This window comes from Roseibium album, assembly GCF_965233825.1.
GTDB lineage: Bacteria > Pseudomonadota > Alphaproteobacteria > Rhizobiales > Stappiaceae > Roseibium > Roseibium album.
The window spans coordinates 5310826-5335563 of the sequence record NZ_OZ247583.1; the positions used below are offsets into that span (position 1 = coordinate 5310826).

General features: G+C 56.0%; 22 protein-coding genes. 12 read left to right on the forward strand and 10 right to left on the reverse strand.

What is annotated here, in order from left to right; all coding sequences use genetic code 11:
* Positions 1-164: 164 nt before the first annotated feature.
* Positions 165-1877, forward strand: a complete 1713-nt coding sequence (locus ACO6TI_RS24405; RefSeq protein WP_196900657.1) for a KAP family P-loop NTPase fold protein — start codon at positions 165-167, stop codon at positions 1875-1877.
* A gap of 40 nt (positions 1878-1917) precedes the next feature.
* Here the strand turns inward: ACO6TI_RS24405 and ACO6TI_RS24410 are convergent, their stop codons facing one another.
* The 4 genes from ACO6TI_RS24410 to ACO6TI_RS24425 form a co-directional block, all read right to left on the reverse strand.
* On the reverse strand, positions 1918-2775 hold the full coding sequence (locus ACO6TI_RS24410) for a hypothetical protein (protein ID WP_197000324.1): 858 nt from the start codon (positions 2773-2775) through the stop codon (positions 1918-1920).
* Between the two features lie 23 nt (positions 2776-2798).
* Positions 2799-3848: a hypothetical protein gene (locus ACO6TI_RS24415; RefSeq protein WP_196896964.1), complete on the reverse strand. Its 1050-nt coding sequence runs from the start codon at positions 3846-3848 to the stop codon at positions 2799-2801.
* A 118-nt stretch (positions 3849-3966) separates the two neighbouring features.
* A complete protein-coding gene (locus tag ACO6TI_RS24420) occupies positions 3967-6375 on the reverse strand; it encodes a mechanosensitive ion channel family protein (protein ID WP_196896963.1) in 2409 nt (802 codons plus the stop codon).
* A 159-nt stretch (positions 6376-6534) separates the two neighbouring features.
* Positions 6535-7620: a DUF2336 domain-containing protein gene (locus ACO6TI_RS24425; protein WP_055116351.1), complete on the reverse strand. Its 1086-nt coding sequence runs from the start codon at positions 7618-7620 to the stop codon at positions 6535-6537.
* 523 nt (positions 7621-8143) lie between these two features.
* Here ACO6TI_RS24425 and ACO6TI_RS24430 point away from each other — a divergent pair.
* Positions 8144-8380, forward strand: coding sequence for a hypothetical protein (locus ACO6TI_RS24430; RefSeq protein ID WP_055404284.1), 237 nt, complete (start codon positions 8144-8146; stop codon positions 8378-8380).
* Positions 8381-8477: 97 nt separating this feature from the next.
* Here the strand turns inward: ACO6TI_RS24430 and ACO6TI_RS24435 are convergent, their stop codons facing one another.
* Positions 8478-11999 carry an indolepyruvate ferredoxin oxidoreductase family protein gene (locus tag ACO6TI_RS24435; RefSeq protein WP_055116352.1) on the reverse strand — a complete coding sequence of 1174 codons (3522 nt, stop codon included), beginning with the start codon at positions 11997-11999 and terminating at the stop codon, positions 8478-8480.
* A 146-nt stretch (positions 12000-12145) separates the two neighbouring features.
* Here ACO6TI_RS24435 and ACO6TI_RS24440 point away from each other — a divergent pair, with 146 nt between their 5' ends.
* Entirely contained in the window at positions 12146-12625 is a 480-nt protein-coding gene (locus ACO6TI_RS24440) for an Lrp/AsnC family transcriptional regulator (RefSeq protein WP_029064513.1), read from the forward strand.
* 65 nt (positions 12626-12690) lie between these two features.
* On the opposite strand, the gene ACO6TI_RS24445 is transcribed toward ACO6TI_RS24440, so the two are convergent.
* The 4 genes from ACO6TI_RS24445 to ACO6TI_RS24460 form a co-directional block, all read right to left on the reverse strand.
* Positions 12691-12972 carry a PepSY domain-containing protein gene (locus ACO6TI_RS24445; protein ID WP_144436005.1) on the reverse strand — a complete coding sequence of 94 codons (282 nt, stop codon included), beginning with the start codon at positions 12970-12972 and terminating at the stop codon, positions 12691-12693.
* A gap of 131 nt (positions 12973-13103) precedes the next feature.
* On the reverse strand, positions 13104-13667 hold the full coding sequence (locus tag ACO6TI_RS24450) for a helix-turn-helix transcriptional regulator (protein ID WP_158510384.1): 564 nt from the start codon (positions 13665-13667) through the stop codon (positions 13104-13106).
* A gap of 145 nt (positions 13668-13812) precedes the next feature.
* Complete coding sequence (locus ACO6TI_RS24455; RefSeq protein WP_422383548.1) at positions 13813-14118, reverse strand: PepSY domain-containing protein; 306 nt, start codon at positions 14116-14118, stop codon at positions 13813-13815.
* A gap of 182 nt (positions 14119-14300) precedes the next feature.
* Positions 14301-15611, reverse strand: a complete 1311-nt coding sequence (locus ACO6TI_RS24460; protein ID WP_422383549.1) for an NAD(P)/FAD-dependent oxidoreductase — start codon at positions 15609-15611, stop codon at positions 14301-14303.
* Positions 15612-15679: 68 nt separating this feature from the next.
* Between ACO6TI_RS24460 and ACO6TI_RS24465 the strand changes: the two genes are divergently transcribed.
* From ACO6TI_RS24465 to ACO6TI_RS24490, 6 genes are all read left to right on the forward strand, one after another.
* A complete protein-coding gene (locus ACO6TI_RS24465; protein ID WP_422383550.1) occupies positions 15680-16654 on the forward strand; it encodes a sodium:proton symporter in 975 nt (324 codons plus the stop codon).
* A gap of 59 nt (positions 16655-16713) precedes the next feature.
* Positions 16714-17484: a DUF2259 domain-containing protein gene (locus tag ACO6TI_RS24470; protein WP_108874075.1), complete on the forward strand. Its 771-nt coding sequence runs from the start codon at positions 16714-16716 to the stop codon at positions 17482-17484.
* A gap of 250 nt (positions 17485-17734) precedes the next feature.
* Positions 17735-18403, forward strand: a complete 669-nt coding sequence (rpe, locus tag ACO6TI_RS24475; RefSeq protein WP_422383551.1) for a ribulose-phosphate 3-epimerase — start codon at positions 17735-17737, stop codon at positions 18401-18403.
* A gap of 155 nt (positions 18404-18558) precedes the next feature.
* A complete protein-coding gene (locus ACO6TI_RS24480) occupies positions 18559-19380 on the forward strand; it encodes an FkbM family methyltransferase (RefSeq protein ID WP_422383552.1) in 822 nt (273 codons plus the stop codon).
* A gap of 177 nt (positions 19381-19557) precedes the next feature.
* Positions 19558-20862, forward strand: a complete 1305-nt coding sequence (locus ACO6TI_RS24485) for an APC family permease (protein WP_422383553.1) — start codon at positions 19558-19560, stop codon at positions 20860-20862.
* Positions 20856-21170, forward strand: a complete 315-nt coding sequence (locus ACO6TI_RS24490; protein WP_422383554.1) for a hypothetical protein — start codon at positions 20856-20858, stop codon at positions 21168-21170. Before ACO6TI_RS24485 ends, ACO6TI_RS24490 begins: the two co-directional genes overlap by 7 nt.
* Positions 21171-21231: 61 nt before the next feature.
* Here ACO6TI_RS24490 and ACO6TI_RS24495 read toward each other — a convergent pair whose 3' ends face one another.
* Entirely contained in the window at positions 21232-21714 is a 483-nt protein-coding gene (locus ACO6TI_RS24495) for an NUDIX domain-containing protein (protein ID WP_196876871.1), read from the reverse strand.
* Positions 21715-21871: 157 nt separating this feature from the next.
* Between ACO6TI_RS24495 and purB the strand changes: the two genes are divergently transcribed.
* The 3 genes from purB to ACO6TI_RS24510 all read left to right on the forward strand — a co-directional run bounded on the left by purB (position 21872) and on the right by ACO6TI_RS24510 (position 24709).
* A complete protein-coding gene (purB, locus tag ACO6TI_RS24500; RefSeq protein WP_196900667.1) occupies positions 21872-23200 on the forward strand; it encodes an adenylosuccinate lyase in 1329 nt (442 codons plus the stop codon).
* Between the two features lie 181 nt (positions 23201-23381).
* The gene (locus tag ACO6TI_RS24505) at positions 23382-24131 is read left to right on the forward strand and encodes a metallophosphoesterase family protein (protein ID WP_422383555.1); all 750 of its coding nucleotides are present in this window, start codon (positions 23382-23384) and stop codon (positions 24129-24131) included.
* A gap of 23 nt (positions 24132-24154) precedes the next feature.
* A complete protein-coding gene (locus tag ACO6TI_RS24510; RefSeq protein ID WP_196876873.1) occupies positions 24155-24709 on the forward strand; it encodes an RBBP9/YdeN family alpha/beta hydrolase in 555 nt (184 codons plus the stop codon).
* Positions 24710-24738: the final 29 nt, after the last annotated feature.

Genomic DNA, 24738 nt, shown 5'->3' on the forward strand with positions numbered 1-24738 from the left:
CCTCTGGCGAGCGCCATTCAGCGTGTCGTTTGATCGGAATTGCGTGCTTGCAGGCCGCCCGGGTTTTTACCGCGAGTTCGATCCGCCTTGTGATGCCAGACTTACAATTCACTGCAAGCAAGACCGGCCGCCTGCACGCGGCATCCTCGAATGAAAGCAGACCAATGGACCACAGTGATTGGCAGATCATCCTCGACCAGCCTGCGAAGTCTCCTCAGCTTGGTTTTGACCGGTACGCAAACGCATTTGCCGACATCGTGCACAACAGTCCACCCCGGTTTGCAATCGGCATTTTCGGTGGATGGGGGTCTGGAAAGACCACCCTGATGGAGCGCATACGACACAAGCTGAAACCGAACAAGAATATCGTCAAGGTGGACTTCAGCGCGTGGCGCTATGAAAAGGAAGACCACCTGATCATTCCCTTGCTCGATTCAATTCAGGCCGCTCTCGACAAATGGCTCGAAGATCAGGGGGGAAATGATGAAAAGATCGAATCTCTGATCAAAACGATCGGCCAGGTCGCCTACTCAATCACGGCCGGCCTTTCCTTCAAGGCTGGGCTGGGAGATGCTCTTTCAGTTTCCGTCGATGCCAACAAGATGTTGATGTCGGCAAAGAACATCAAGGAAGAGGAAGAAAAGGCAAGCGTTCCGAAATCGTCATATTTCGCCAGTTTTCGCGCCTTGAGTCTGGCATTTGAAACCTTCGCGAAGGACGACCCTGCACGGCGGATCGTTGTGTTCATAGACGATCTGGACCGCTGCCTGCCGAAAGGCGCGCTCTCTGTCCTGGAATCCATGAAACTGTTTTTCGATCTCGACGGTTTCGTTTTTATTGTCGGACTCGACAAGGACGTTATCGCCTGGAGCATCGACAGCATCTACAAGACCGCGGCCCGTGAAGGTGACACGGACGCTCCGCTCGCCCGTCCCATAGAAGGTGCCGACTACATAAAGAAGATTTTCCAGGTCCCTTTCGAATTGCGACCGGTCAGCAGCGACAATGTTGAAGATCTCGTGAATTCCATGGCCCTTGAGGCGAGGCTGCCGCAAACACAAAAAGACGTCCTCATCGACGATATTCTCCCTCATCTGCGCTATCTCGTTTCGGAAGGCGGCGGGATCAACCCGCGAGACGTGAAACGCTACATCAACAATTTTACAATGGCGTCAAAGACGCGCGACCCTGCCAAGGCATTCGACAGCAATGTTTTTCTGACACTCCAGACCCTGGCCACGATACCGGAGTGGCAATTCGTTTATGACGCCTTCCGGGGCAGTCGAGACATGTTCAGGCTCGCGCTGGATCACTACCTGTCGGACGCCAATGATGCGCGTGAAGCACTGAGGGGCTATGATCCTGCCTTTTCCGCACTTCCACCTCTCCTGGAAGAATACCTTCGCGCACCCAATCTCGGAAATCCCCTCGTGAAGACGGAGACACTGGCGGACTACCTTGAAATCGGAGCCTCTTCACTGGAAAGCTCCGAGGACCTGATCCGGGAGGATTTTGCCAGGGCAATCGCGAACTTGCGTTCTTTGCGCATTGAAATCCTCGATCTGCCCCTTGATCCGCCACCCGAAAACGGCGAACTCACCGAGCTTTCCGAGAAGTTCTCACACGTCCACAGCGGAATGGCGAGCAATCTTCCGACTTGGGAATTTCAGAAGCTGCAGGCCGACATTCTTGAAGTCGACAGACTGCTTGGCTTCCGTTTCCCCGAAAAATCCGCTCAGGACACGACGGGAAGCCGCCTTCCGGAGACCTGGAAGGAAGATCTGGGAAAGGCGTTCCTGCGCATTTTGACCGCCGTCTCATACTATGTGAACGTTGTTAGACGGCGACCGGAGCAGTTCGCAAACACCATGTCGTGAGCGGGCACGGGCGGAAGCAAGTGGAACAAACCCTGCCGCGCTAACTCCGCGCAAGCATGTGATCAAAATTACCGTCCTGAATGCAGGCAGGAAGCTTGGCATGAGGAATGATTTGCGTCCCGACGAGCTCACGCTCGTAAAGCTTTTGAATATCGCTGGTATCGACCGTCTGTCCGTGGACGACCGAGGCCAGCTTGGTCCTGAAGGCCTCAAGACCGCCCATGGAGGAAAAATGCCATCCTGCATCGGGAATGATTTTCACCGGTCTGCCAATACCCGACAGATTGTTGTTCCGTATTCTTAGAAATGGCTGTGTTGCGAAATCCGGAACATACGGCTTCTTGGTCATCCGTGCCTTTGTTCGACGCAATTGCTGAGGCGTCGTCAGATACTTCTTCTCGATCATGCGCGACCCAAGCAGCCAGGTCTTGCCGGGAACGATGCGATCAAGATGATGCTTGTGCAGACTTTGCTCGAACACCAGCAATCTGCCCCTGAAAAGTCGCTCCGCCATGACCTTCGCAAGGATCGGGGCACGAACGATTTCGTCGACATCCGACAATAAGACAAGATCGTCGGGATCACAGCTTTCCAGCGCACGTGAAATGCAGTTTCGCTGGTAGTTCTCGCGTTCCCAGTCCTTTTTCCGGCGGTTCTTGTAGACACCGAGCGCAGGTGGAAGCTGGTCAGGGAACCGAACCTGCAGATCGATGATCTTGTCGGCCCACGGCGCGAAACGGTCTCTGTTTTCATCAAAATAGAACGGCTTCGGTGATCCGCGCTGTGTCTGATCGGCCTCAACGAGAACAAACCGGTCAACACTGTCGCCCATTTCGCGCAAGCGGATTTCCAGGAGATCAAACTCGTTGTGAAAGACAAAACAGTCATAAAGCATCATCTTTAAAGTTCCAGTTCCGCCCGTTACATGCTTTTCCAGAGCCTGAATTTTGCCCGCAGGATCTTTTCCTGCAGATATCGTTTCGCCTTGAAACTCGCCGGCAGCCGCAAGTCTTCCGCCGAATAGGTTCCGGACAGAAAGGCGCTGTCAAATCGCTTCATCACTGCTTCCGGCCTGTAGGGATCGACTGACCGGCTGGCAAGATCGCTATCCATCGGGTTGGGGGCATAGTCTGTCAAAAGGTGAAGAAGGTCCCTGCGCGTGTGGTAATTCCAATCATGCTCGGGAGTGAGAAAGACATGGTTCTGGTCCATCCCCCCTGCCCAGCTGAAGACAGGTTTGCCGAAGTTCAGAAATTCGGCGATCGCCAGCCCAAAGCTCTCGCCAATTTTCTTTGCGTTCAGGCCAACGTCACAGCTGTTGATGAACCGGGACTTTTCCATCGGATTGACAACCGGTGGCAGAAACAGGGCGCGTGGATGATCAAGAAATTTTTCCGTGTTGACGAAAAGGAAGTGCAGATTTGACCTGCGGTCGAGCGCCTCGGCGACGGCCTCGTGAACAAATGGAATATTGAACTGGTCATACCCGCCATAACGTCCAACAACAAATGCATCGTCCGGAATTCCGAGTTCGGAGCGCAAGTCCGCGTTCGCCGCCGGCAAGTCCACGATATGAGGCACGGCCGGAGCTCGACCGGCTGTCATCCAGTTCGAAAGCCAGTCTGAGACATAGGCATAGACATCGCCATGAGGTTCGAAATGCCGGAAAACCGCGTGGACACCGATCCGGTCGGCGCTGATATTCAGGGGCCGGTTGCGCCCGTCACGAATGAAGTAGCAAAAATCCAGCTTGAATGGGTCGCTGACTTTACGCCCATCCTGTTCCAGCGGGACCGGCACCAGTTGCAATGATTTGCGGAATTTTTCGACGACCGCCGGATCGCTGTGGCTATCGCTGTAAAAAACGATGGCCTCATGACCTAATATCTCCTGAACACCGAGGGCATAGTCAAAGAGCGCAACGCTCATCCCGCGCTCGTTTATGGCTCCTGCCTGAAATCCGATCCGCATTCCGGTCCTGCTTGTAATCTTTGGCCGGACCGATATCGGATTTCAGCCGCAAGGTCCATGGATTTGCATCCGGCTGAACAAAGCGCACCAGAATATGCGCCTTTTTCGACTTGCAGATCTAGAGTTGATCGGTGTTTGCGTCTCCGTTCGCATCGTCGGGATCGAATATGCCGGCCGCACCGCCGGCTGCCGCAGCACGAGCCGTGGCCTGGAGGGCGGATTGTGATGCCGACGGCGCTCCCTGGCTGTCTGCCCCTTCATCCTGACCCGCAACGCGCACGGTCACCTGGCGGTGCGCGAATTTGATGCCGTTCTTTTCAAAAAGATCCTGCAGACCCGCGTAGACGATCTTGCGAAGTTCGAACTGCTTGCCCGGCTTAGTCGTGAATTTCACGCGCGCGATCATGGCCGAGTCTTCCATGGACATGATCCCTTGAGATTTCAGGGGAGCCAGGAACATCGGCCCGTAGTACTCGTCATCCAGCAGCTCTTTGCCGAAATTCTTGATGATTTTGCGCATCTTCTCGACGTCCGTGTCGTAGGTGACCCGGAACGCCAGCTTCATGACAGCCCAGTCCCGCGAGAAGTTCTCGACTTGCTGGATTTCCCCGAAAGGGATCGTCGTCAAGGCGCCACGATGGTGGCGCAATTGCATCGACCGGATCGAAATCTTCTCCACAACACCTTTGGCGCTGCCGATGTCGATGTATTCCCCCTTCCTGAAAGCGTCGTCCAGCAGATAGAATGCGCCGGAGAAAATATCGCGGATGAGCGTCTGGGCTCCAAAACCGATCGCAAGACCGACGACACCGGCACCTGCGAAGAGCGGCGCAATATTCACGCCGAGTTCTGACAGTACCACCATCGCTGCAATCACCACGATCGTTATCAGCAGGAAATTCCGGAAGATCGGCAGAAGCGTTGCAATTCGGCTTTCCCCGGTTCCACCGACCTCAACCTCTTCGTCCTGATCGGCAGGTGCCTCCTTGGCAATCTGGCGGTCGATAACGATCTTGACCGCCTCGTAAGCCATGTAACCAAGGAACATGACCAGCAGAACTTCCACGAACGACCCGATGAGTGAACTGCTGCCCGCAAGGGGAACACCCCACATCGACGCCAGCAGATCCAACGATCCGAAAAGCACGATAATCGCGGCGCCGCGGTCGAAAAGGTCCCGGAACGGAGATCTGAGCGCTTCCCTGTCGGCTGCCTCCGCGCGTGCCTGGGCCATCGCGCTTTCGGGATCTTCCTTACCGCCTTCGCTTTCTTCCGAACGCTTGATGTCTTCCGCGATCTTTGACTGCGCATCGGCAGTATCCAGGCGCGGCAGCAGCACCTTGTCGATGATCAGGATCAGAATTCCGTAGACGATCGCCGCAAGCAGCATGACCTGGAGCGGAGCGCCGACAAGCCCGGTTGCATCCGGCAGATCCAGAAGTATGCGGACCGCGGAAATGCCCCAGGCAATCGCGAAGTAGATGATGGCGATGAAGTGCCAGACATTTGCCAGGACCTTGCGCCAGATTGGTGGGTCACTTTCCGCCTCGCCGCGGATGAGACCGGCGATCGTCTTTCTGTAGGCGACCGAAATTCCGATCAGAATAATCATGGACAGGGCCGATGCGCCGATAAGCGCAATCTTGTGCGCATCCAGCGACAGCCCAAGCCGTTCCATCCACAGGCAGAACCCGACGGAAAACAGTGAAACGGCACTGCCTGCCAGAAGAGCCCGGTACAAGCTGCCGGCTTCTTCGCTGGACAGGTTGATCAAACGGTGACTGTCAGCATCCGGGGCAAGCAAATTCAGAAAAATTATCCGAAAAACCAGGAACGCTGCAATCACGCTGAATATCACAAGGGCGGTCTGGTTGGCCGCCTGCAGGCCTGTTCCAACCGTCAGGTAAACGACGACGGCGACTGCAAAAAACAGCACGACACCAACGATCATCAACAGCGCGCGCAACAGCAGATAGGTGATCTTGTCGGATCGACTGTAGACATCGGCCTTGTACATGCTGGCAAACTGACGGCGACCCCAGCGCGCAAGAAGTGTCATGGCAAGAACACCGAAGATGACCCCTGCCGCAATGTCGATAAGGGCAACCGGAATCCACCCCAGGCCCCTGTCTTCCCCTTCTGCCTTGAGCGTCGTGAGCATCGTTTCGTGAATGACGGGAATTTCCTTCAGGATGTCCTTGAAGACGTCACGCGCTGAAATGGCCTGGTCGACAAACACGTCGACGTCCTGAACGAACCCAGCACCTTCACCCTCGTCCGCCAAGGCGCTTTGCTCAGCCGGCGTCTCTTCCGAGGCTGTCTTTGACCCGTCCGCATCGGATTTATCCGCATCGTCGCCCGCAGCCATGCCGGTGATGACGCTGGTCAATCCCTGTGCCTGCACCGTGGGCTGACCGAAACCTGCCCCCGACACCAGGAGAAACAGCACCATCGCTGCGCTGACGCAAAGGCGCCCCACGGAAAGCCGAAACAGCCAGTGTCGGGAATGGTTAAGTTGTGCTTGCATTTCAGCCCCATGCGAGTCGCGTTTTTTGCCTTGCCCCTGTTAAGCACGGTTCCGGAGAATTTAAAAGAAAGCTGGTCATCTGCATCGATCGGGCAGACGAAACAAAGGCCCGGTGGCAAACCGGGCCTTTGTTTCGTCCTCATGGGGAAAGAATAAAGATCAGCTCAGGACGTTCTGGTTCCAGTGCGCCATCTTGCGTTTTGCCTCCGCGACCGTCAGTCGGCCGAATTGCGCCACTGCAGCACTGCGGACTTCAGGCGTAAGGCGGTGGCGCCATGGCCCGATGGCAAGGAGTGCGCCAACAGATATTGCGGAGAAACCGCAAGCCTTGGCAAGAACAATGAACGGCTCGGGATTGGGGCTCACCATGCAATGGCTGATTTCCTCCACATCACCACGCACCATCAGCGCGATTGTGGCGACGGCCTCGGCAAAACGATCTTCGGACGCAAAGCGGCGCAATGCCGCCTCGTTGACCATTCCACGTTTTGCAAGCAACAAAACCCGGGACTTGGCAGCTTCAAAATCATACCGGCCAAGCCAGTAGTTGTTGGACATGTGCTGCGCTGCTATGTCGGCAGCCTCATCAACAAGTTCGGCTTCTTCGGTGCGACCGGATTGGTGCAGTTTTCTGCGGACTTCTTCGCTGGCGATCGTGACCAAACTTGCTATGTGCGCTTCTGCAAGGTCGCCGCGGTCGCTCAGAAAGTTTTGAAGTGTGGCGTCTGAAGCGGCATCGCTGATCAGACAGTGAATGGAATTGTCCGAAAGGTTTGCACCATCGTTGCTGGCGACCTTGCGCTTCACATTCAGGTCTCCCTGTTGCACCAGGACATCGGTCACATTTTCCGAGAGAGCCTCGCGTTGCGCAATCGCGTAGCAGTGAGAGTTCCCGCGCTTTTCGGCGATCTTGATCAGGTCTTCGTCGCTCAAAATGGTCGAGCGGACCAGGATCGGCTCGGCGACCTCGATATCGTCATCGGCAAGCCTGCGAATGGTATCCAGGGGTCCGCGTCTGAGACCGGACATCTGGTCGGCAACATATCGCCGAACCTCCGCCTCCACCATGTCCACGAGGCGAAACAGGACCGAGTCATAAATTCCGACCTGTTCATCGGAGCAACGCTCTGACGTCAACGCAAAAAGGGCTGCAACATGCCGGGCCAGTTCCGCCTTGCGGGCGTTTCCAGCTTCCCCGGTAAGCTCCGAAAAGTTCACCAGTTCTGTTTTCAACGCTTCACTCATGCTTTGATACCAATTCTCAAATTTGTCCTTGGGCGTCGGTATCGAAAATGGCGAGGAGAATTAAAGAAGCCCCCAAAACCTTTGTCTGAAATGTAATTGTCTTTGTGAAAAATTTACTGAAAATTATAATTTGTTGGCTGCCAGTGATATTAAGAATCTGAAAAATATAAAGAATTTAGCGCGAAACTCCCATAGCCGCAGCGATGCATACAAAGGAAAAAAATTGTAAATTCGTTCGAAAAAAGTTTGTTGCATCTGCGAATTTGCCCCGAATCCAGAAAGCTTTTTCATGACTTCGTAAACCCTTTTGGATTTGCATTTTGCGTAATTTCTGCATTCCGCGGTATTTTAGCCTTTGAATCCCTCGACACGCCTTGTCGTGCTCGCACCTTCATTTTCCCAATGATCGAATCGACGGATTTCAAGAATGACAACTTAATTTAAAAATATTTTTCTTTCTTTATTGAAAATCAGCGCATACTCCCCAATAAAATAAGAGAACTGTTTTTTTATGGAGGAGACAATGCCCAAGGTAGTTCCCTTTTCAACGTCACATCGTGGCAAATCCATTCACGCAAACAGGCCCGTGACCTCTGTATTCGAAATGTTGTTTGCATGGTTCGCGTTCCGCCGGCACCGCAGATCCCTGCGCCTCATCCCGGAAGAGTTGCTGGACGACATCGTTGCGGACGAAGACGCCAGAGAGCGGGAAAAAATTCGCCGCGTGCCGGCACGCAGTGAAACCCGAACCTGGTTTTGAAACAGTCACCGGCTTGACCCTGGATAAGCAATCGATTTGACACCGCAAGAAACCGGCGCCGAAGCGCCGGTTCGGATACGCGATCCGGTCGCGTCAGTTACTCAGCCGCTTCCAGAAACTCGTTCCCAGCTTCACTGCGATCGCCGCCACCGCTTCCGCTCGAATTCAGCTGATCCAGTAGAACGCGCCGCTTCTCAGCGGCCTTCTTGAGATTGGCTTCCTTCACAGGCCCGAATCCCCGGACAAGGTCCGGAACACGTGCCAGCTCGACCAGCAGACCGTAGTTTCCATCCGGCAGTCGGTTCAGGATTTCCGCGATATCGGACCTGTATTGAGAAATCAGGTCACGTTCAGCCTTGCGCTCGGCCGTCCGGCCAAAGGGGTCATACCACTTGCCCCGCGCTGTCTTGAATTTCGCAAGTAGACCGAAGGCTGTGAGAATCCAGGGACCAAAGGCAATCTTCTCCGGGCGGCCGGTTTTCGGATCCTTGCGGTGCGCCAGCATGGGCGGTGCAAGATGAACCCTGATCTTTCTCGGATCCTCGAAACGCTGTGCGACCTTCTGCTTGAAGGACGGATCGGAATAAAGCCGGGCGACTTCATACTCATCCTTGTAGGCAAGAACCTTGTAGAGCATGTCGGCAACGGTTTGCGTCAACCGCAAGGTTCCAGATCCGTGTTCTTCGTCGGCGGCCTTCACTTTCTCAACAAGATCACGATAACCGTCTGCATACGCCGCGTCCTGGTAGGATACGAGTTCCCTTTCATTCAGCGCGATTTTCTCGCTCAAAGTGAGAGCCTGCTGTTTAGCCTCCGATGGCAGTGCATTCAGCAGTTTATCCGGCGCCGCCGCAAGCACTCGTCCGGCCCGGAAAGCCTTGATGTTGTTGGCAACAGCCGCGCCGTTCAGCTCAAGAGCAGTTTCAATTGCATGACCGGAAATCGGTAACGCACCGCTCTGGTAAGCCATGCCGACGAGCAGCATATTGGCGTAGATCGCATCGCCCAAAAGCTTTTCGGCGATTTCCGCCGCATTCATCGCCAGATAACTGCCAGAGGCTTCACGCAGAGCCGTGTCCATGCGCTTTTCGTCGAAGGATAGCGTTTGCTTGAGAACGAACTCTGCGGTCGGTGCCACTTTGGTGTTGGCAACTGTCAGTGTGTGGCCCCGGCGCGCCAGAGCCAGTTGATCCGCGTTGGTGGCAACCACCATATCGCTGGCAATCAGAAGATCCAGGCTTGCCGTCGGCACGCGGGGGCCCTCGATTGATTTGTCGCTGGCGGCAAAGCGGACATGTGATGTTACCGGCCCGCCCTTTTGTGCAAGCCCGGTCATATCCAGCGTCGACGCCTGCTTGCCATCAACGTGAGCAGCCATGGCCAGAACCGCACTGATCGTGGTCACGCCCATCCCGCCGATACCCGCAACCAGCGCATTCCGGGTTTCCTTCAGAGAGGCAAGCACCGGCTGAGGCAACTCAGCGGCCAGAACATCGATATCGATATCGGCCTTCTTTGGCTTTCTAAGGGCTGCGCCATCGATTTCCACAAAGGACGGACAGAACCCCTTGATGCAGGAAAAGTCCTTGTTGCAGCTTGACTGGTTGATCACCCGCTTTTCGCCGAAAGGCGTCGGCAGTGGTTCAACAGACAGACAATTCGACTGAACCGAACAGTCTCCGCACCCTTCGCAAACCCGGTCGTTTATGAAAAGCCGTTTATCGGGATCCGGAAACTGGCCGCGCTTGCGCCGGCGACGCTTCTCCGCAGCGCAGGTCTGGTCGTAGACGATGACCGACACACCTTTGAACGACTGAAAATCCTGCTGGACATCCATCAGTTCGTCCCGGTGGTGGATTTTCGTTCCAGGTGCAACGGGTGTCCAGGTGCCGAATGCCTCCGGGTTCTCGGAAACCACTGCGATCCGTTCAACGCCTTCGGCTTCCAGCTGCCGGGTGATCTGCGGAACGCTCAACTGACCGTCGACTTTCTGTCCGCCGGTCATCGCAACGGCATCATTGTAAAGGATCTTGTAGGTTATCGGCACATTGGACGCGAGTGCCTGTCGGATCGCCAGGATTCCGGAATGGAAATACGTTCCGTCGCCGACATTGGCAAACACATGACTGTCACCGGAGAAAGGCTGTTGCCCGACCCACAGAACGCCCTCACCGCCCATTGCGATCTGACCTTCCGTCGTCCGGCCAGCCATTTCGGTCATCGCGTGACAGCCGATGCCGGGCATGGAGCGCGATCCCTCGGGTGTCTTGGTCGATGTTGAATGCGGACATCCCGAGCAGAAATACGGGATACGGGCAGCCCGTTCGGCATGCCCCTGCGCCCACATGACCTGCTTGGTCATCCGGTTGGCGACGGCGCCCATTTCTTCCGAAACAACTTCCTGGGGCAACCAGGTCATAAGCCCCTTGATCAATTCGGCCACCGAAAGTTCCAGCACATCGGACAGGAACGGTGCACCGTCCGGGCGCCGTTTGCCCCAGACTTCCGGACGGCTCATTTCCGGCCAGTGATAGGAGATATCCTTGATCTGGGTTTCCATGAAGGCGCGCTTGTGTTCAACGACAAGCAAGCGTTCTGCGCCGCGCGCAAACTCCCGTAGCCCAAATGGTTCAAGCGGCCAGGTCATCGCAACCTTGTAAACTGCCAGACCAAGAGACCTGGCGAAGTCTTCAGTGATGCCCATCAGGTGAAGGGCCTGCAACAGGTCGCGGTAAGCCTTGCCGGCGGCAACGATGCCAAGTTTGACCTGGCCTCGTGTGCCGAAGGTCACGCGGTCGAGGCCGTTGGTACGAACATAATTCTGGGCTGCCGGAATGCGGAGGTCCCGGACCAAGCGCTCGGTTTCCAAACGATTGCCAAGCAACAGATCGCGATTCTGGCGATAGTCCTTGCGTGGATCATCGTCCAGCGGACGCATAAGCCGCAACCGGTCCGGTGAAACATTGATTGTCGCAGAAGCGTCCATTGTGTCGGCAACACAGATCAGTGCGGTCCACAGACTGGTAAATCTCGACATTTCCAGTCCATGAAGGCCGTAATCCAGCACATCCTGAATATCTGCGGGATTGAGAACCGGAATTTCGGCATGTTCGAAGAAAAATTCACTCTGAGCCGGAAGGATCGACGACTTGGCAAGATGATCGTCTCCGGCAAGCGCAAGGACGCCGCCATTCCGGTCCGTTCCAGATGCATTCGCCTGGCGCAGGACATCGCCGGCCCGGTCCACACCGGGGGCCTTTCCGTACCAGATGCCGAAGACACCGTCATATTCAGTCGGCCTGCCAACACCACCCTCGCCCCGAAGTTTCTGGCTACCCCAGACCGCGGTCGCCCCGAGTTCCTCATTGACGCCGGGTTTGAAGACCACGTCGGACGCGTCGAGATGGCGTTGGGCTCGCATCAGTTCGGTATCGTATCCGGCAAGCGGAGAACCTCGATAACCGGAAATGAAGCCTCCGGTCTTCAGACCTGCCCGATGGTCCAGGCGCGCCTGGTCGAGCGCGAGTCTGACCAGCGCCTGAATTCCTGTCAGATACACCTGTCCTTCGCTCGCAACATATTTGTCTTCCAGCGAAACGGTTGGCATATGTACATTCATCCGGCGTCCTCCTGAAACGTCGATTCTGACGGCCACGTCCCCGCTGCAGCCTCTGTCAGATAAATATCATCCTTTTCTTGGGCAAATTCTGTGCTATCGTCACGGGTAATCACCCAGAGACCGCATAAAATTTCCCCAAATAGGCAATGACCGACAAATATCTTCTCGACCCGTCTGACATACGTGTTCTCCGAGTCTTGCAGCGGGATGCATCGCTGTCGATTGCGGAAGTGGCAAAAGAAGCCGGAATGAGCCAGACGCCTTGCTGGCGCAGGATCAAACGGCTGAAAGAACAAGGAATCATCCGGCAGATCACGGCGATTATCGACCGGGAGTCGGTTGGCCTTGGTTTTGTCGCCTATTCCTTCGTCAAGCTCGCGGTTCCCAGCCGGGACAACATGGAAACCTTCGACAAGCTGGTGCATCACTGGCCTGAAGTCGTGACCTGCGAACGGATCACGGGAGCTGTTGACTATCTGATCAAGGTCGTGACCGACGACATCAAGACCTATGACAACTTTCTGAGATTGAAGCTGCTGGACAACACGCTGGTATCGGACGTGCAGTCACGGATCGTCGTCAATACGGTCAAGGATACCGTTGCGCTGCCGCTCAGGGAAAACTAGGGACATCCCTGCCGGACGGCCGGCATCGTTTCACATTCGATGAGACGATGCCCGTGAAAGCATGCTCAGTCGATTTCGACCCTGATCACTTCGCCGGATCGGGGATCGACCTTGATTTCCAGTTTGGTGCCATCCAGCAGAACGTCGACTTCGATGCGGTTGTTCTTCACTTCGATCTCGCGAATGTCGTAGCCGCTGGTCTCAAGCTTGTGCGCTATTTGCGAAACGGAGGTACCGACCGTGTCCCCGGTCTGGATTTGTGCAATCGCGACAGCGCCGGTTCCAATCAGGATGGAAGACGCCAGAAGACCGGTTTGCACACTGCGACAGGTTTTTGAATGGGTCATTTTCTTCTCCAGGATCGTGACGGCAAAATGCCGGCTACCCAAAGCGAAATGGGTATTTGAAGGAGACTTGCAAATTAAAGATTTTCCATCAATCGCGAGCGCTTGGCACAAAAAAGGCGGACGTGACTGTCTCAGGCCTGAACCTGAAGAAGCCGGGATCTGCGTTCACTTTGCCCGTTGTTCGTCATTCCATCGGCCAGAACGGCTCCATAGAGAAGCTCGTCCAGGAAAAGGGACAGGAGTTGCGGACGCCCGCTCACGCCTGCCTTCCGGTAAATGGCGTTGCATTGCGCCTTCACAGTCCCTTCGGCCGTCTTTCGAATGCCTGCAATTTCGGCGATGGAAAAACCCTTGAGGCATAGCATTGCAACGTCACATTCGGACGGTGTCAGCGCCCATTCCTCGAAGTGTTCTTCAAGCATGCCGGCAAATTCGCCGGACGCCGCCTTTACCTGGTTTTCCAGGCGCTTTTGCCTGGTCATCACCCTTCTGACTTCCAGACCGGATGCAACGAGACTGACAAGCAACACCGAAATAACCAGATTTTCGAGAATGTCGGTATTGATGACCCCGCCCGGGGTTTCCCCCCAGAACAGATCGGCAAATTCTTCACCCACCAGGAACAGGACGCAAACCGCCTGCAAGCCGACGAGCAGCCATGGCCAAGTGGTTTTCAAACGTTCCGAGGATGGCATGCACATTCCCTTTCGCTTTTGTTTCCGGACAGAACCTGTTCACCGGTTAGTACTATACCAATTTCTTTGAATGCAGGTTTGCAAGTGCCCCGACCGGTGGAACCAGGCTGGTCCGGTCGGGGCCGATACGAATGCTAGTCAGAGATCAGTCGTCGTCTTTGTCGCCGTCTTCATCGTCCTCAAGTTCCACTTCCAGAACCAAGCCGGAACTGGCGTCGACAACAACTTCCATCTCCTGGCCATCCAGAGTGACTTCCGCCTCCAGTCTACCGTCTTCCGTTTCGACTTCCTCAACGGTGTAGCCCTGGCTTGTCAGAGCCGAGCGAACGTCATCTTCCGTGGTGCCGAGATTGTCACCAAGGGAAACGGCAGCCGCGGCAACACCCATGCTGGCGAGCAGGCCCGAGACGGAAAAAATCGTGAGAGCTGAAGAGGTGAAGGTCTTTTTCATCGTGTACATTCCTTGTCCTGATTGGAGATCAGATCACCGGCAAACCACTCACCGGCTTGACCCGATTTGGATCCGGGAATGTTGATTTCGCCATTGCCCTAAGGCTTATAAACCCCGGAATGAACCAAAGTTTATGCGCATAAACCGGGGGCGCATGGCGGGTTTAGGCCGCCCGTTCAGGCTCAGACCGGAAACCGCGCCGGTGAAAACGCGGTCAAGTCCTGCACACTCTCCTTGCCGGCAATCTGCTCCGCCAGAAGCCGGCCGGTTACGGGGCCGAGTGTGAAACCGTCATGGCCATGACCGAAATTCAACCAGAGGCCGGACGTTTGCGACGACTGCCCGCAGACGGGAAGCGAGTCCGGCAGACAAGGACGGGATCCCAGCCAGGGCTGGTCTTGAAGCGCCTGTCCAAGCGGAAACAGTTCAGAAGCCCGCCGCTTCGTCAGTCTGATAATATTCGGATTTGGCGGCGCATCGCGGTCAACCAGTTCCACGCCGGTTGTCAGTCGAATTCCGTTGTCGGTCGGTGTCAGGGCGAATCCGTTTTCGACATCAACGACGGGCCTGGAAAGTGAGGCTCCGGTTCGTGGCTGAAAATGCATGTGGTAGCCACGCTTCGAGACGAGCGGATAATGTTCTCCCAGTTCCGCAAGCAGGTCCGACGACCAGGCGCCCAGCGCGACAACGACATTGGGTGCGGTAATGGTCCCGCGCTCGCTGTCCAGGCTCCACTCTCCTCGCCCCTTTTGCAGTTTTCGTGCGTCGCCGCGTATGGAATGCCCGCCGTCCTGAACAAAGCCGCGCCAGAACGCGTCGACAACTGCTCCCGGGTTGGAAACGGAGCAGCTCTCCGTCCAGTGGACGGCCTTGAAAATCATGTTGCTCAGGCCCGGCTCGAGCACATTGGTGTCTTCTGTTGTAAGTTCCTCGTAAGCAACCCCGAACACGCGCGCATAGTGGCGTTCTATCTCGCTTTGGCGAAAGGAGCCTTCACCTCTGTAGAGATGCAGCCAGCCGCCCTTGCGGTAATATCTGTCGGCCAGCGTCGAAGCGGCCAGGTCAAGATGATCCTGCGCGGCAAGTGCTCTCAGCGGAGCAATCGCTCTCGAATAGGTTTCGATACCGCGGCCACTGCTTGCGGCGTGGTACTGGCGCAGCCAGGGAAACAGTCTGACGAGTGTGGAAAAATCATAGGAAACGGCACTCGATTGCCCAAGCATTATTCCGATCAGCTGCGAGGGGCGAGACGGGATCGCATGCGGGACAAATCCATTGCACTGGACGATACCAGCATTCCCGAACGATGCTTCCACACCGGGATGCTTCCGGTCGATCAGGGCGACATCAAGACCCAGCCGGCGCAAATGAATGGCCGTCGAAACCCCGACTATTCCGGCACCCAGAACCAGAACGTCGAATGATCTGAGTTGACCTGCCTGTCTTGTCATGCCCGTGCCAGCGACTTGTCGGGCGGCCAATGTGTCTGGCATCGGCGTCCCGGTTCCTATAAGTAGCGCAAGGCACCTGCCTCACCTCGCAGTTTCGGGAGTAACACTAGATGATTCGACTGCTAGGGGCAGGTTTGGCATTCACTGGCCGTCACGGAACCGCTGCCCTTGCCGTGACTGTCTTTGTCGGCATGGCCCTTCCGGCGTTGTCGGCCTATCTGCGACCTTATCTGGCAGTTGCCGTATTCCTGCTCCTGACGCTCGCGTTCCTGCGCGTCGACCAGGTCGCCATCAGGAGTCGATTGAAACGGCCCACGATTCTGATCGCCGCTCTGTTGTGGATGATGCTCGGAGCGCCTCTCCTGACGTATCTCCTGATAAAATACACCGGCCTGTCGGCCCTTGGTCCTGACGTCGCCCTGGCGCTTTACATCTCGACCGCAGCTCCCCCGGTGATGGCCGCCCCTGCCTTCATTTACCTGCTCGGCCTGGACGGGACGCTGAGCCTGGCGGTTTCAGTCGCCGCCGTGATAGTCACGCCACTCACTGCCCCTTTCGTCGGAAGCCTGATGCTCGGCCAGGCCCTTCCCCTGAGTGTCGCAAGTCTTGCCGTGCAGCTGTCCTTGTTGCTTACCGGTGCGTTCATTGTTTCCGCGATAGTGAGAAAACTTGTTGGAAAGGACCGCCTGATGCGCGGTGCGCATCACATCGGCGGCTTGAATGTTCTTCTCCTGCTCTTTTTTGCAATTGCCGCCATGGACGGTGTTGCTGCGAGTTTTGCCTCCAAGCCGCTCTACACACTTGCCATCACCGCACTCACATTCTGTCTTGCACTTGTTCAGATTGGGCTTTCCCTTGTCCTGTTCGCACCGGCAACCCGGGAAGATGCCTACGCGATCGCCCATACATGCGGCACGCGCAACATGGGCTTGATGGTAGCCGCCTTTGGCGGCACGCTGCCGGAATTCACGTGGCTTTGGTTCGCGGTCGGACAATTCCCGATTTACCTGCTGCCGATGATCCTCAAACCATTTGTTCGCGTGTACTGCCGCCTGAACGTGAATTCTGTGACATCACAGACCTGAATTCACTGAAAGTTGTGTTTTAGTCTCGGCAAACAGGTCGGTTGCCGAAGGAGAACGCAATGCCACTACTGTCTTCGCTTGCAAGAATTGCCATCAGGTCGATCCCGGGCCTGCTTCCCGCTCTGGTTCTTGCCGGCTCGCTTGCCAATCCTGCCCTTGCGGGAGACACCGCCGAGGCGGAGATCTACGGGTTTTCCAGTCACGGCGAGTTTTTTGCCTTCGAGCAATATGGAACGCAGGATGGATCCGGTTTTCCTTATTCCGAAATTTTTGTCCTCGATGTTATCGGTGACACCTGGGTCAAGCCTTCCCCCTTTCGCCGCCTTGACGAAGTGGACGAGACCAACGGGTACGACGAAGAGCAGGTTCTGAATGAAACACGGGAACGCAACCAGGAAGCCGCCCGGTCGCTGCTGCAGGACAAGGGTATATTCGGCAAGGGAAAAACAGTCGCATTCAATCCACCGACCGAGTTGACCGCCAATCCTTACAAGATGGTTGTCGCACCCAGACTTCCACTCGTTTCCGGTGAAACCTCGATCGAACTGACGCTGACCGAATATCCGTTGAAAAACTCCGAATGTGCCGGGTATGACGTCAACACAAAGGGTTTCCGGCTGACAATGGTGAATAACGGAGTTACCCGAACTCTGAACGACGATACATCCGTACCCGACAGCCGCCGCTGCCCCTTTGCCTACCGGATCGAGCGTTTTTTCACCTACTATCCTGACCAGGCCCCGCCGGTGTTCGCCATTTTGATTCAGATGGAAAGCCTCGGCTTTGAAGGACCGGACCGGAGATATCTGGCAATCACCGGACGACTGTGAAAACGCTCCGTTTCCTGAACGGATTTCCGATCGCAAGTACGTTCCCAAGCAGGTGACCCCGTAGCGAGGCCAGAGTGGCACGTTGGCCAAGGTTCTCTTCAAATCCCGGGACAACGCCATTGACAGGTGGCCACCTTCCGTTCAACGCCGGAAAACAATTGAAACTGTCGCCCGGCCATGTTAGCCGCGCAGGCAACTTGGCCGGCGCGGTTTCTCTGTCGCTCCGGCAGCACATTTTCGGGAGCCTCTCATGCCGCGCGACATCAAAATCGCCCCCTCCATCCTCGCCTCGGACTTTTCAAAACTGGGCCAGGAAATTCGCGATGTGATTGAAGCCGGCGCCGACTGGATCCACCTCGACGTCATGGACGGTCACTTTGTCCCGAACATCACATTCGGTGCAGACGTCATTTCGAAGCTCCGTCCTCACACTGACCGAGTTTTCGACACACACTTGATGATCGAGCCCTGCGATCCTTACCTGGAGGCTTTTGCCAGGGCCGGATCAGACATCATTACGATCCACGCAGAGGCCACAACTCATCTGGACCGGACCCTGCAGGCCATACGCAACCTGGGAAAAAAGGCCGGCGTGTCACTCAATCCCTCAACCCCCGAAACGGTTCTGGAATACGTGATGGACCGCCTGGACCTGATCCTTGTGATGACGGTCAATCCGGGCTTCGGTGGCCAGAAATTCATTCATTCGCAGATCGAAAAGACACGTCGTATCCGCGACATGATCGGCGATCGCCCGATCGATCTCGAGATCGATGGTGGTGTAACACCGGAAACGGCACCGCTGGTCGCTGCCGCCGGCGCCAACGTGCTTGTAGCTGGCTCCGCCATCTTCAAGGGCAGTACAGTCGAGAGCTACGCATCCAACATTTCGGCCATCCGCAGCGCTGTTGCAACGTGACGAACGACAATTGTCTCGACAGACAGATTTAAGACTTTGGTGACCATTTCGGGCAAGGACTGGAATTATTCTTTCCGTTTATAGGTTTTGAAAGCCTGTTCAGACAAGCTCGCGCGCTTGACACCTCGATACTTCGAGACAGACGCCGGGCGAAAATGTTGCGCAAGAGAAATTTATCCAGCCTTCTGATCGATCGCGGCCTTTATTCGATAGCCGAAGCCATGCGGAACCGTGCATTGCGTAGAAACGGCTTCACGCACATATGTATTCCAATCAACGACGTCATCGGAATGCGTTTGTTCAGCACCGGAAGTTTTGAACAAACGCAGTTGGATGGCGTCCTTGATTATCTTGACGATTTCCCTCCCGACCCGAACGCAATTTTTCTCGACGTTGGTGGCAACATCGGCGTGTATTCCATTCTGCTTCGGGACTATTTCGCGCAGGTCTACTCGTTTGAACCGAACCCCGTGACCTACGAAATACTGAAGGCGAATTTCGTGCTGACAGGGGCAAGAAACATCAACGCAATAAACAAGGCGCTCTCGAGCGAAGAGGGACAGGTGCCGATCTTTGTCCCGCAAAACGGCAACCTGGGCTGGGCAACACTCGATGCGCAGCATCATGACATCGCGGTAGACCGAACCGACATAGAATGCACAACGCTGGATTCCTTCGTAAAATCCCACGATATCAATGCCAGGAACATCAGGTTGATCAAGATTGATGTCGAGGGCCACGAGACAAGCGTCATCAAAGGCGGCGCGTCGACGCTTTCTGAATTCAGGATACCCTTGCTCTGTGAAATACTCAGCGACAGCAAGGGGATTGAATTGATCTCCTTTCTTGAAAATCTGGGTTACGTCAAATTCGAAATATTCAAACGCGACATAAGGAATGTGTTTTCAACGACCGTTCGGCGCGAAAAACTGGATCTGTCGAAATCAGACAAGGCTGCACTTGTGCTGGCGACCTAGTACGCGACAATACTGTTTCACACTGGTCGCCTTAAACCGGTGCTTGTCCTGTTGTCCCTGCTGATCCAATGAACTTCCCCTTCACAAAGCCAAATCCCGTCTTCCCGTAAAGACCCTCACTCGGCTAAGGTCTGGCCTGATGCTCGGGAACAGGTTGTGGGGGACACATTGGCACATATGCATCGCAGTATCGGATTGCTGAGTCTGACCTTTGTCGCCATTAGCGGCATTCTCGGCTCCGGTTGGCTGTTCGCCCCCCTTCTCGCGGCCCAGGCGGCAGGTCCCTCCGCCCTGGTCGCATGGGTGATCGGCGGCTTTGCCATGCTGCTTCTGGCAGCAACCTTCGCTGAAATAGCAGCGATCCTGCCGGTTGCGGGAGGTATCGGGCGCGTGCCGCATTTCTCGCACGGTTCGGTAGTCTCAATGACAATGGGCTGGACGGCCTGGATCGGTTACAACACCACCGCGACCATCGAAGTCGAAGCGGTTCTGCGATATTCAAAGACCCTCGCCCCCTGGCTCTATCTACCGGACGGCAAGATGTCCGCCGGCGGGCTGGCAGTCGCCTGCCTGCTGCTACTGGTGTTCACAGTGGTGAATGCTTTCGGCGTGAAATTCTTTGCGCGCATCAACACGGCACTGACGTGGGTGAAAATCGTCGTTCCGGCGCTGCTTGCTGCCGTTATCCTCACATCCGAATTCCGCTACGCCAATTTCAGCGACTACGGCGGTTTCGCGCCGGAGGGCTTAAAGGGCATATTGTCGGCCATTTCCACCGGAGGCGTGATATTCGCCCTCATCGGCTTCCGGCACGTTATCGACATGGCCGGAGAAGCCCGCAATCCGAAAGTCAATGTGCCGCTCGCCCTTGTTCTCAGTCTCGTTATCAGCCTGATCATCTACGGGGGGCTGCAACTGGCCTTCTTGGGGGCCCTGGATCACTCCGATCTGGAAAAAGGCTGGCCGGAACTTCATTTTTCCGGCGATCTCGGCCCGATGGCCTCGCTTGCAACCGCCGTCGGCGCGCTCTGGATTGTCAGCATTCTGGACACCAGCGCCCGGATATCCAGCTTTGCTTCTGGCCTGGTCTCCGTCGGCTCAAATGCCCGCCTCGGACTGGCAATGGCACAAAATGGTCTCTTCCCGAAATTCATGGAAACGCTGTCTGAGCGTGGCGTGCCCCTGTTCGCTCTCTTCGTGAATTTCGTGGTCGCCGCCATTTTCTTTGTGCTGCTGCCCTTCAAGGAAGTGCTTGCGCTGAACACGTCGTCCATCGTGCTGTCTTTTGTTGTCGGTCCCATCGCGGTTCTCGCATTCCGGCGCCTGCTGCCGGACACGCCAAGAGCCTTTGTATTGCCTGCAGCTCCAGTGACCGGCTGTCTTGCATTCGTCGTCGCCAGTCTGATCATCTACTGGAGTGGCTGGGACACGATGATCCACCTCGGGATTTGTCTTCTTGTCGGGCTTGTCCTCTGGTGGTGAGGAATTCCCAGGGCGGCTTTGACAGCCTGGACTGGCGCGAGGCGATGTGGCTTGCGCCCTATCTTGGCGGTCTCGTTCTTCTGTCCTACCTCGGATCCTTTGGCGGTGGGTCCGACGTTATCCCGCTCGGGCCGGATATTCTTGCCGTGGCTGTCCTTGCCACGGGTGTCTATTACTTGGCAAACCGTCTCAGTCTGCCAAAAGGCAAGTTCGACCGCTATCTTGCGGAAGAGGAGCTCGATGAGATCGGCGAGTATGACACCGTCGAAGACGCTCCCGTGGAAAAGCCGGAATTTAAACGGGATTGAACCGGTGAAGATCCCCTTTGGCGAATTTGTCCTGTCCAGGCCAGATGAAACTCGACAAACTCTAGCTGAGATAGGCTGTCGGGCGCGAGACGACATCAGCAATCGAGAGTTTTTCTCTCAAACCGCCGGGATAAAGATCCAGTCCCTTGGCCTCAAGCTCTGCCAATGACACCCATTTGGCCAGTCCATCCGTCTCGTCGCTTTCCTCAAAGGCCATACTGTCCCTTCGGTAAAAGCTGTTATCGGCGAAATGGGCATGACACAGGAAGACGATCTCATGCCCCTGCACGCCATGGTGCTCATAGAGATTTTCAAGGACGAAATAGTTTTCGAGCAGCGTCAGCCGCGCACCGAGTTCTTCCAGAAATTCCCTTTGCAGGGCATCTCGCCAGGGCTCACCGAACTCGATGGTTCCACCAAGCGGTCGCATTCCGGTCACGCGACCGGTGTCATCCTGGACGTCGGACAGGAGCAACGCATCATCCTGCCAGATCAGGGCAAGCGCCTTGACCCGAATTGTGTTTGCGGGACGCCAGATCGGCATAAAGATCTCCGTGAAGGCTGTGTTCCGGGAACCGTCGACATAAATTTCACGTTGTTTGTGCTGCTCGCAAGCAAAAAGCGCTTCGCCGCATTGAAGGCCGCGCGCCCCTCTGCTATTCCGCAGCCAGAAATTCCCTGAAAAAGAGGTTCTGCCCGCGATGATTCCGCGCTATTCCCGCCCCGACATGGTTTCCATCTGGTCTCCGGAATCCAAATTCCGCATCTGGTTCGAGATCGAGGCCCATGCCTGCGATGCGCTTGCCGAGCTCGGCGTCATCCCGAAGGAAGCGGCGGCGACGATCTGGGAAAAGGGCGGCAATGCCACTTTCGACATCGATCGCATCGACGAGATCGAACGTGAGACCAAGCATGATGTCATCGCCTTTTTGACGCATCTGGCTGAAATCGTCGGTCCGGACGCCCGCTTTGTCCACCAGGGCATGACGTCATCGGATGTTCTTGACACTTGCTTCAATGTTCAGCTGGTCAAGGCCACCGATCTTCTTCTCGACGACATGGACGCTTTGTTGGCAGCGCTCAAACGGCGCGCGATGGAACACAAGGACACCGTCTGCATCGGACGGTCCCATGGCATTCACGCCGAGCCGGTCACTTTCGGACTGAAGATGGCCGAGGCCTATGCCGAGTTCGATCGCTGCAGAACCCGTTTGCTTGCTGCGCGCGAGGAAATCGCAACCTGCGCGATTTCCGGTGCCGTCGGCACGTTTGCGAATATCGACCCGCGTGTTGAAGAACATGTCGCCAAAGCCATGGGCCTTGCCGCCGAGCCCGTCTCCACCCAGGTGATCCCGCGCGATCGGCACGCGATGTACTTTGCAACGCTTGGCGTCATCGCATCCTCCATCGAGCGGGTTGCGACAGAAGTTCGCCACCTTCAGCGCACGGAAGTCCTTGAAGCCGAGGAGTTTTTCTCCAAGGGCCAGAAAGGATCTTCTGCAATGCCCCACAAACGGAACCCGATCCTGACCGAGAACCTGACAGGCCTGGCGCGTCTCGTGCGCGGTTATGCGATCCCTGCCATGGAAAATGTCGCCCTCTGGCATGAACGTGATATCTCGCATTCCTCCGTCGAACGCATGATCGGCCCTGACGCCACGGTGACGCTGGACTTTGCCCTCGTCCGGCTGACGGGTGTTATCGACAAGCTGATGGTCTATCCGGAGCGTATGGTCGGCAACATGGACCGTCTGGGAGGTCTTGTTCACTCGCAGCGCATCCTGCTGGCTCTGACGCAGGCAGGCTCCTCGCGTGAGGACGCCTACCGGCTCGTCCAGCGCAATGCCATGAAGGTCTGGGACAGTTACCAGGTCGCCGGCTCGGCTTCAGTGGATTTCCTGACCGAACTGCTCGCAGACGAGGATGTGCGTAAATATCTGTCCGAACAGGAAATCCGCGACCGTTTCGATCTTGGCTATCACACCAAGAACGTGGACGTGATTTTCAATCGTGTATTTGGTGAGAGCTGAAGCGTTCCCGGTGTCTCCGTGTTGTCTTGCCCGGACCCGTCCATGACCAGATCCGGAAGCAACAGCGGCGACTGGAAAAAAGTCCAGGGTCGAGATCGGAATTGCGCTGGAAATCCGGTTTTGCCCCGATTGCCTGGGCCGATTCTTCAGTGATTTAGACGTTAGTTGGCCGGAGCATTTGATGAAGATCGCAGTTGTGTCCGACATTCACGGCAATCTCCCGGCACTGGAGGCCGTTCTGGACAACCTCAAGCGGGAAAGCCCGGACGTGGTCGTCAATCTCGGCGATTGTGTTGCCGGGCCGCTCTGGCCGGAAGAAACAGCCACGATCCTGAGGGAGACGAACTGGCCGACAGTGCGTGGCAACCACGACAGGTTCGTTACCGACGACCCGATAGAAACAATGGGTCCGACTGACCGGTTTGCCGCCGAAAGGTTGTCGCCGGAAAACATGGCCTGGCTCAAAACGGCCCAACCAACGATCCGACTGACGGAAGAAGTCTTCCTGTGTCATGGGACCCCGGATGATGATGACCGTTACCTGAGCGAAATGGTCGAGGGTCCGAAGGGACATCTACCGCGTGAAGCGACGCTTCTTGAAGAGCTCAAAGGAGAGAACTCTCCGATCATCTGTTGCGGACATACACACATTCCGCGGGTTATCCGGCTACCATCCACTGGCCAGACTGTCGTCAATCCCGGAAGCGTCGGCTTTCCATCTTATGACGAAAACCATCCTCTTCGAAAAACCATGGCCATGGGAAATCCACAGGCACGCTATGCAATTATGACAAGAGCGGCGGAAAACTGGACCTTTGAAGACAAGATGGTTGACTATGACTGGGAGACGGCAAGCCGGGAGGCCGACAGGAACGGACGTCCCGGATGGGCCCGGGCACTGAAGCTCGGTTTTTTCGGCCCGCTCTCCTGACCGGACAATATCAAGGGTTCATCATGAAAATTTCTGAGACGGACATCCTGCTTATCCCCGGCTACGGCAAACCTCTTCCGGGGCACTGGATCCTGCGCTGGAGCGACAAGATGGCGACTGCCCGTGTCGTCAAGCAGGCGGAACTCCACGCTCCCGAAAAAAACGAGTGGCTGGAAACCCTTGTCAAAGAAGTCGAAGCCGCCGAGCGTCCCGTCGTTCTGGTGGCCCATTCTCTGGGCTGCATCCTGGTTGCTCACGGAACGCACGTGCTCAAGGACAAGGTCAAGGGGGCCTATCTCGTGGCACCTTCAGACTGGGACCGCGACGGACTGGTCAAGGAATTCGACGGCGGTGACTTCAAGCCTGTCCCGCGCGAACCGCTGCCCTTCCCTGCCCACGTCGTTGCCAGCAGGAACGATCCCTATTGTGACCATGAGCGTGCTCAGGAACTGGCAACCGCATGGGGTGCGACCTTTCAGGACGCCGGCGAAGCAGGTCACATCAATCTGGAAAGCGGCCACGGTCCCTGGCCAGAAGGCATGATGTCCTTCGCCCATTTCATGAAGCGTCTGGGCTGAATGAAACATCGCCTGTAGCAATCGACAGG

Bases quoted from the DNA above. Each gene is read 5' to 3' on its own strand.
- ACO6TI_RS24405 (WP_196900657.1), top strand. From the start codon at position 165: ATGGACCACAGTGATTGGCAGATCATCCTCGACCAGCCTGCGAAGTCT.
- ACO6TI_RS24410 (WP_197000324.1), bottom strand. From the start codon at position 2,775: ATGATGCTTTATGACTGTTTTGTCTTTCACAACGAGTTTGATCTCCTG.
- ACO6TI_RS24415 (WP_196896964.1), bottom strand. From the start codon at position 3,848: ATGCGGATCGGATTTCAGGCAGGAGCCATAAACGAGCGCGGGATGAGC.
- ACO6TI_RS24420 (WP_196896963.1), bottom strand. From the start codon at position 6,375: ATGCAAGCACAACTTAACCATTCCCGACACTGGCTGTTTCGGCTTTCC.
- ACO6TI_RS24425 (WP_055116351.1), bottom strand. From the start codon at position 7,620: ATGAGTGAAGCGTTGAAAACAGAACTGGTGAACTTTTCGGAGCTTACC.
- ACO6TI_RS24430 (WP_055404284.1), top strand. From the start codon at position 8,144: ATGCCCAAGGTAGTTCCCTTTTCAACGTCACATCGTGGCAAATCCATT.
- ACO6TI_RS24435 (WP_055116352.1), bottom strand. From the start codon at position 11,999: ATGAATGTACATATGCCAACCGTTTCGCTGGAAGACAAATATGTTGCG.
- ACO6TI_RS24440 (WP_029064513.1), top strand. From the start codon at position 12,146: ATGACCGACAAATATCTTCTCGACCCGTCTGACATACGTGTTCTCCGA.
- ACO6TI_RS24445 (WP_144436005.1), bottom strand. From the start codon at position 12,972: ATGACCCATTCAAAAACCTGTCGCAGTGTGCAAACCGGTCTTCTGGCG.
- ACO6TI_RS24450 (WP_158510384.1), bottom strand. From the start codon at position 13,667: ATGCCATCCTCGGAACGTTTGAAAACCACTTGGCCATGGCTGCTCGTC.
- ACO6TI_RS24455 (WP_422383548.1), bottom strand. From the start codon at position 14,118: ATGAAAAAGACCTTCACCTCTTCAGCTCTCACGATTTTTTCCGTCTCG.
- ACO6TI_RS24460 (WP_422383549.1), bottom strand. From the start codon at position 15,611: ATGCCAGACACATTGGCCGCCCGACAAGTCGCTGGCACGGGCATGACA.
- ACO6TI_RS24465 (WP_422383550.1), top strand. From the start codon at position 15,680: ATGATTCGACTGCTAGGGGCAGGTTTGGCATTCACTGGCCGTCACGGA.
- ACO6TI_RS24470 (WP_108874075.1), top strand. From the start codon at position 16,714: ATGCCACTACTGTCTTCGCTTGCAAGAATTGCCATCAGGTCGATCCCG.
- rpe (WP_422383551.1), top strand. From the start codon at position 17,735: ATGCCGCGCGACATCAAAATCGCCCCCTCCATCCTCGCCTCGGACTTT.
- ACO6TI_RS24480 (WP_422383552.1), top strand. From the start codon at position 18,559: ATGTTGCGCAAGAGAAATTTATCCAGCCTTCTGATCGATCGCGGCCTT.
- ACO6TI_RS24485 (WP_422383553.1), top strand. From the start codon at position 19,558: ATGCATCGCAGTATCGGATTGCTGAGTCTGACCTTTGTCGCCATTAGC.
- ACO6TI_RS24495 (WP_196876871.1), bottom strand. From the start codon at position 21,714: ATGCCGATCTGGCGTCCCGCAAACACAATTCGGGTCAAGGCGCTTGCC.
- purB (WP_196900667.1), top strand. From the start codon at position 21,872: ATGATTCCGCGCTATTCCCGCCCCGACATGGTTTCCATCTGGTCTCCG.
- ACO6TI_RS24505 (WP_422383555.1), top strand. From the start codon at position 23,382: ATGAAGATCGCAGTTGTGTCCGACATTCACGGCAATCTCCCGGCACTG.
- ACO6TI_RS24510 (WP_196876873.1), top strand. From the start codon at position 24,155: ATGAAAATTTCTGAGACGGACATCCTGCTTATCCCCGGCTACGGCAAA.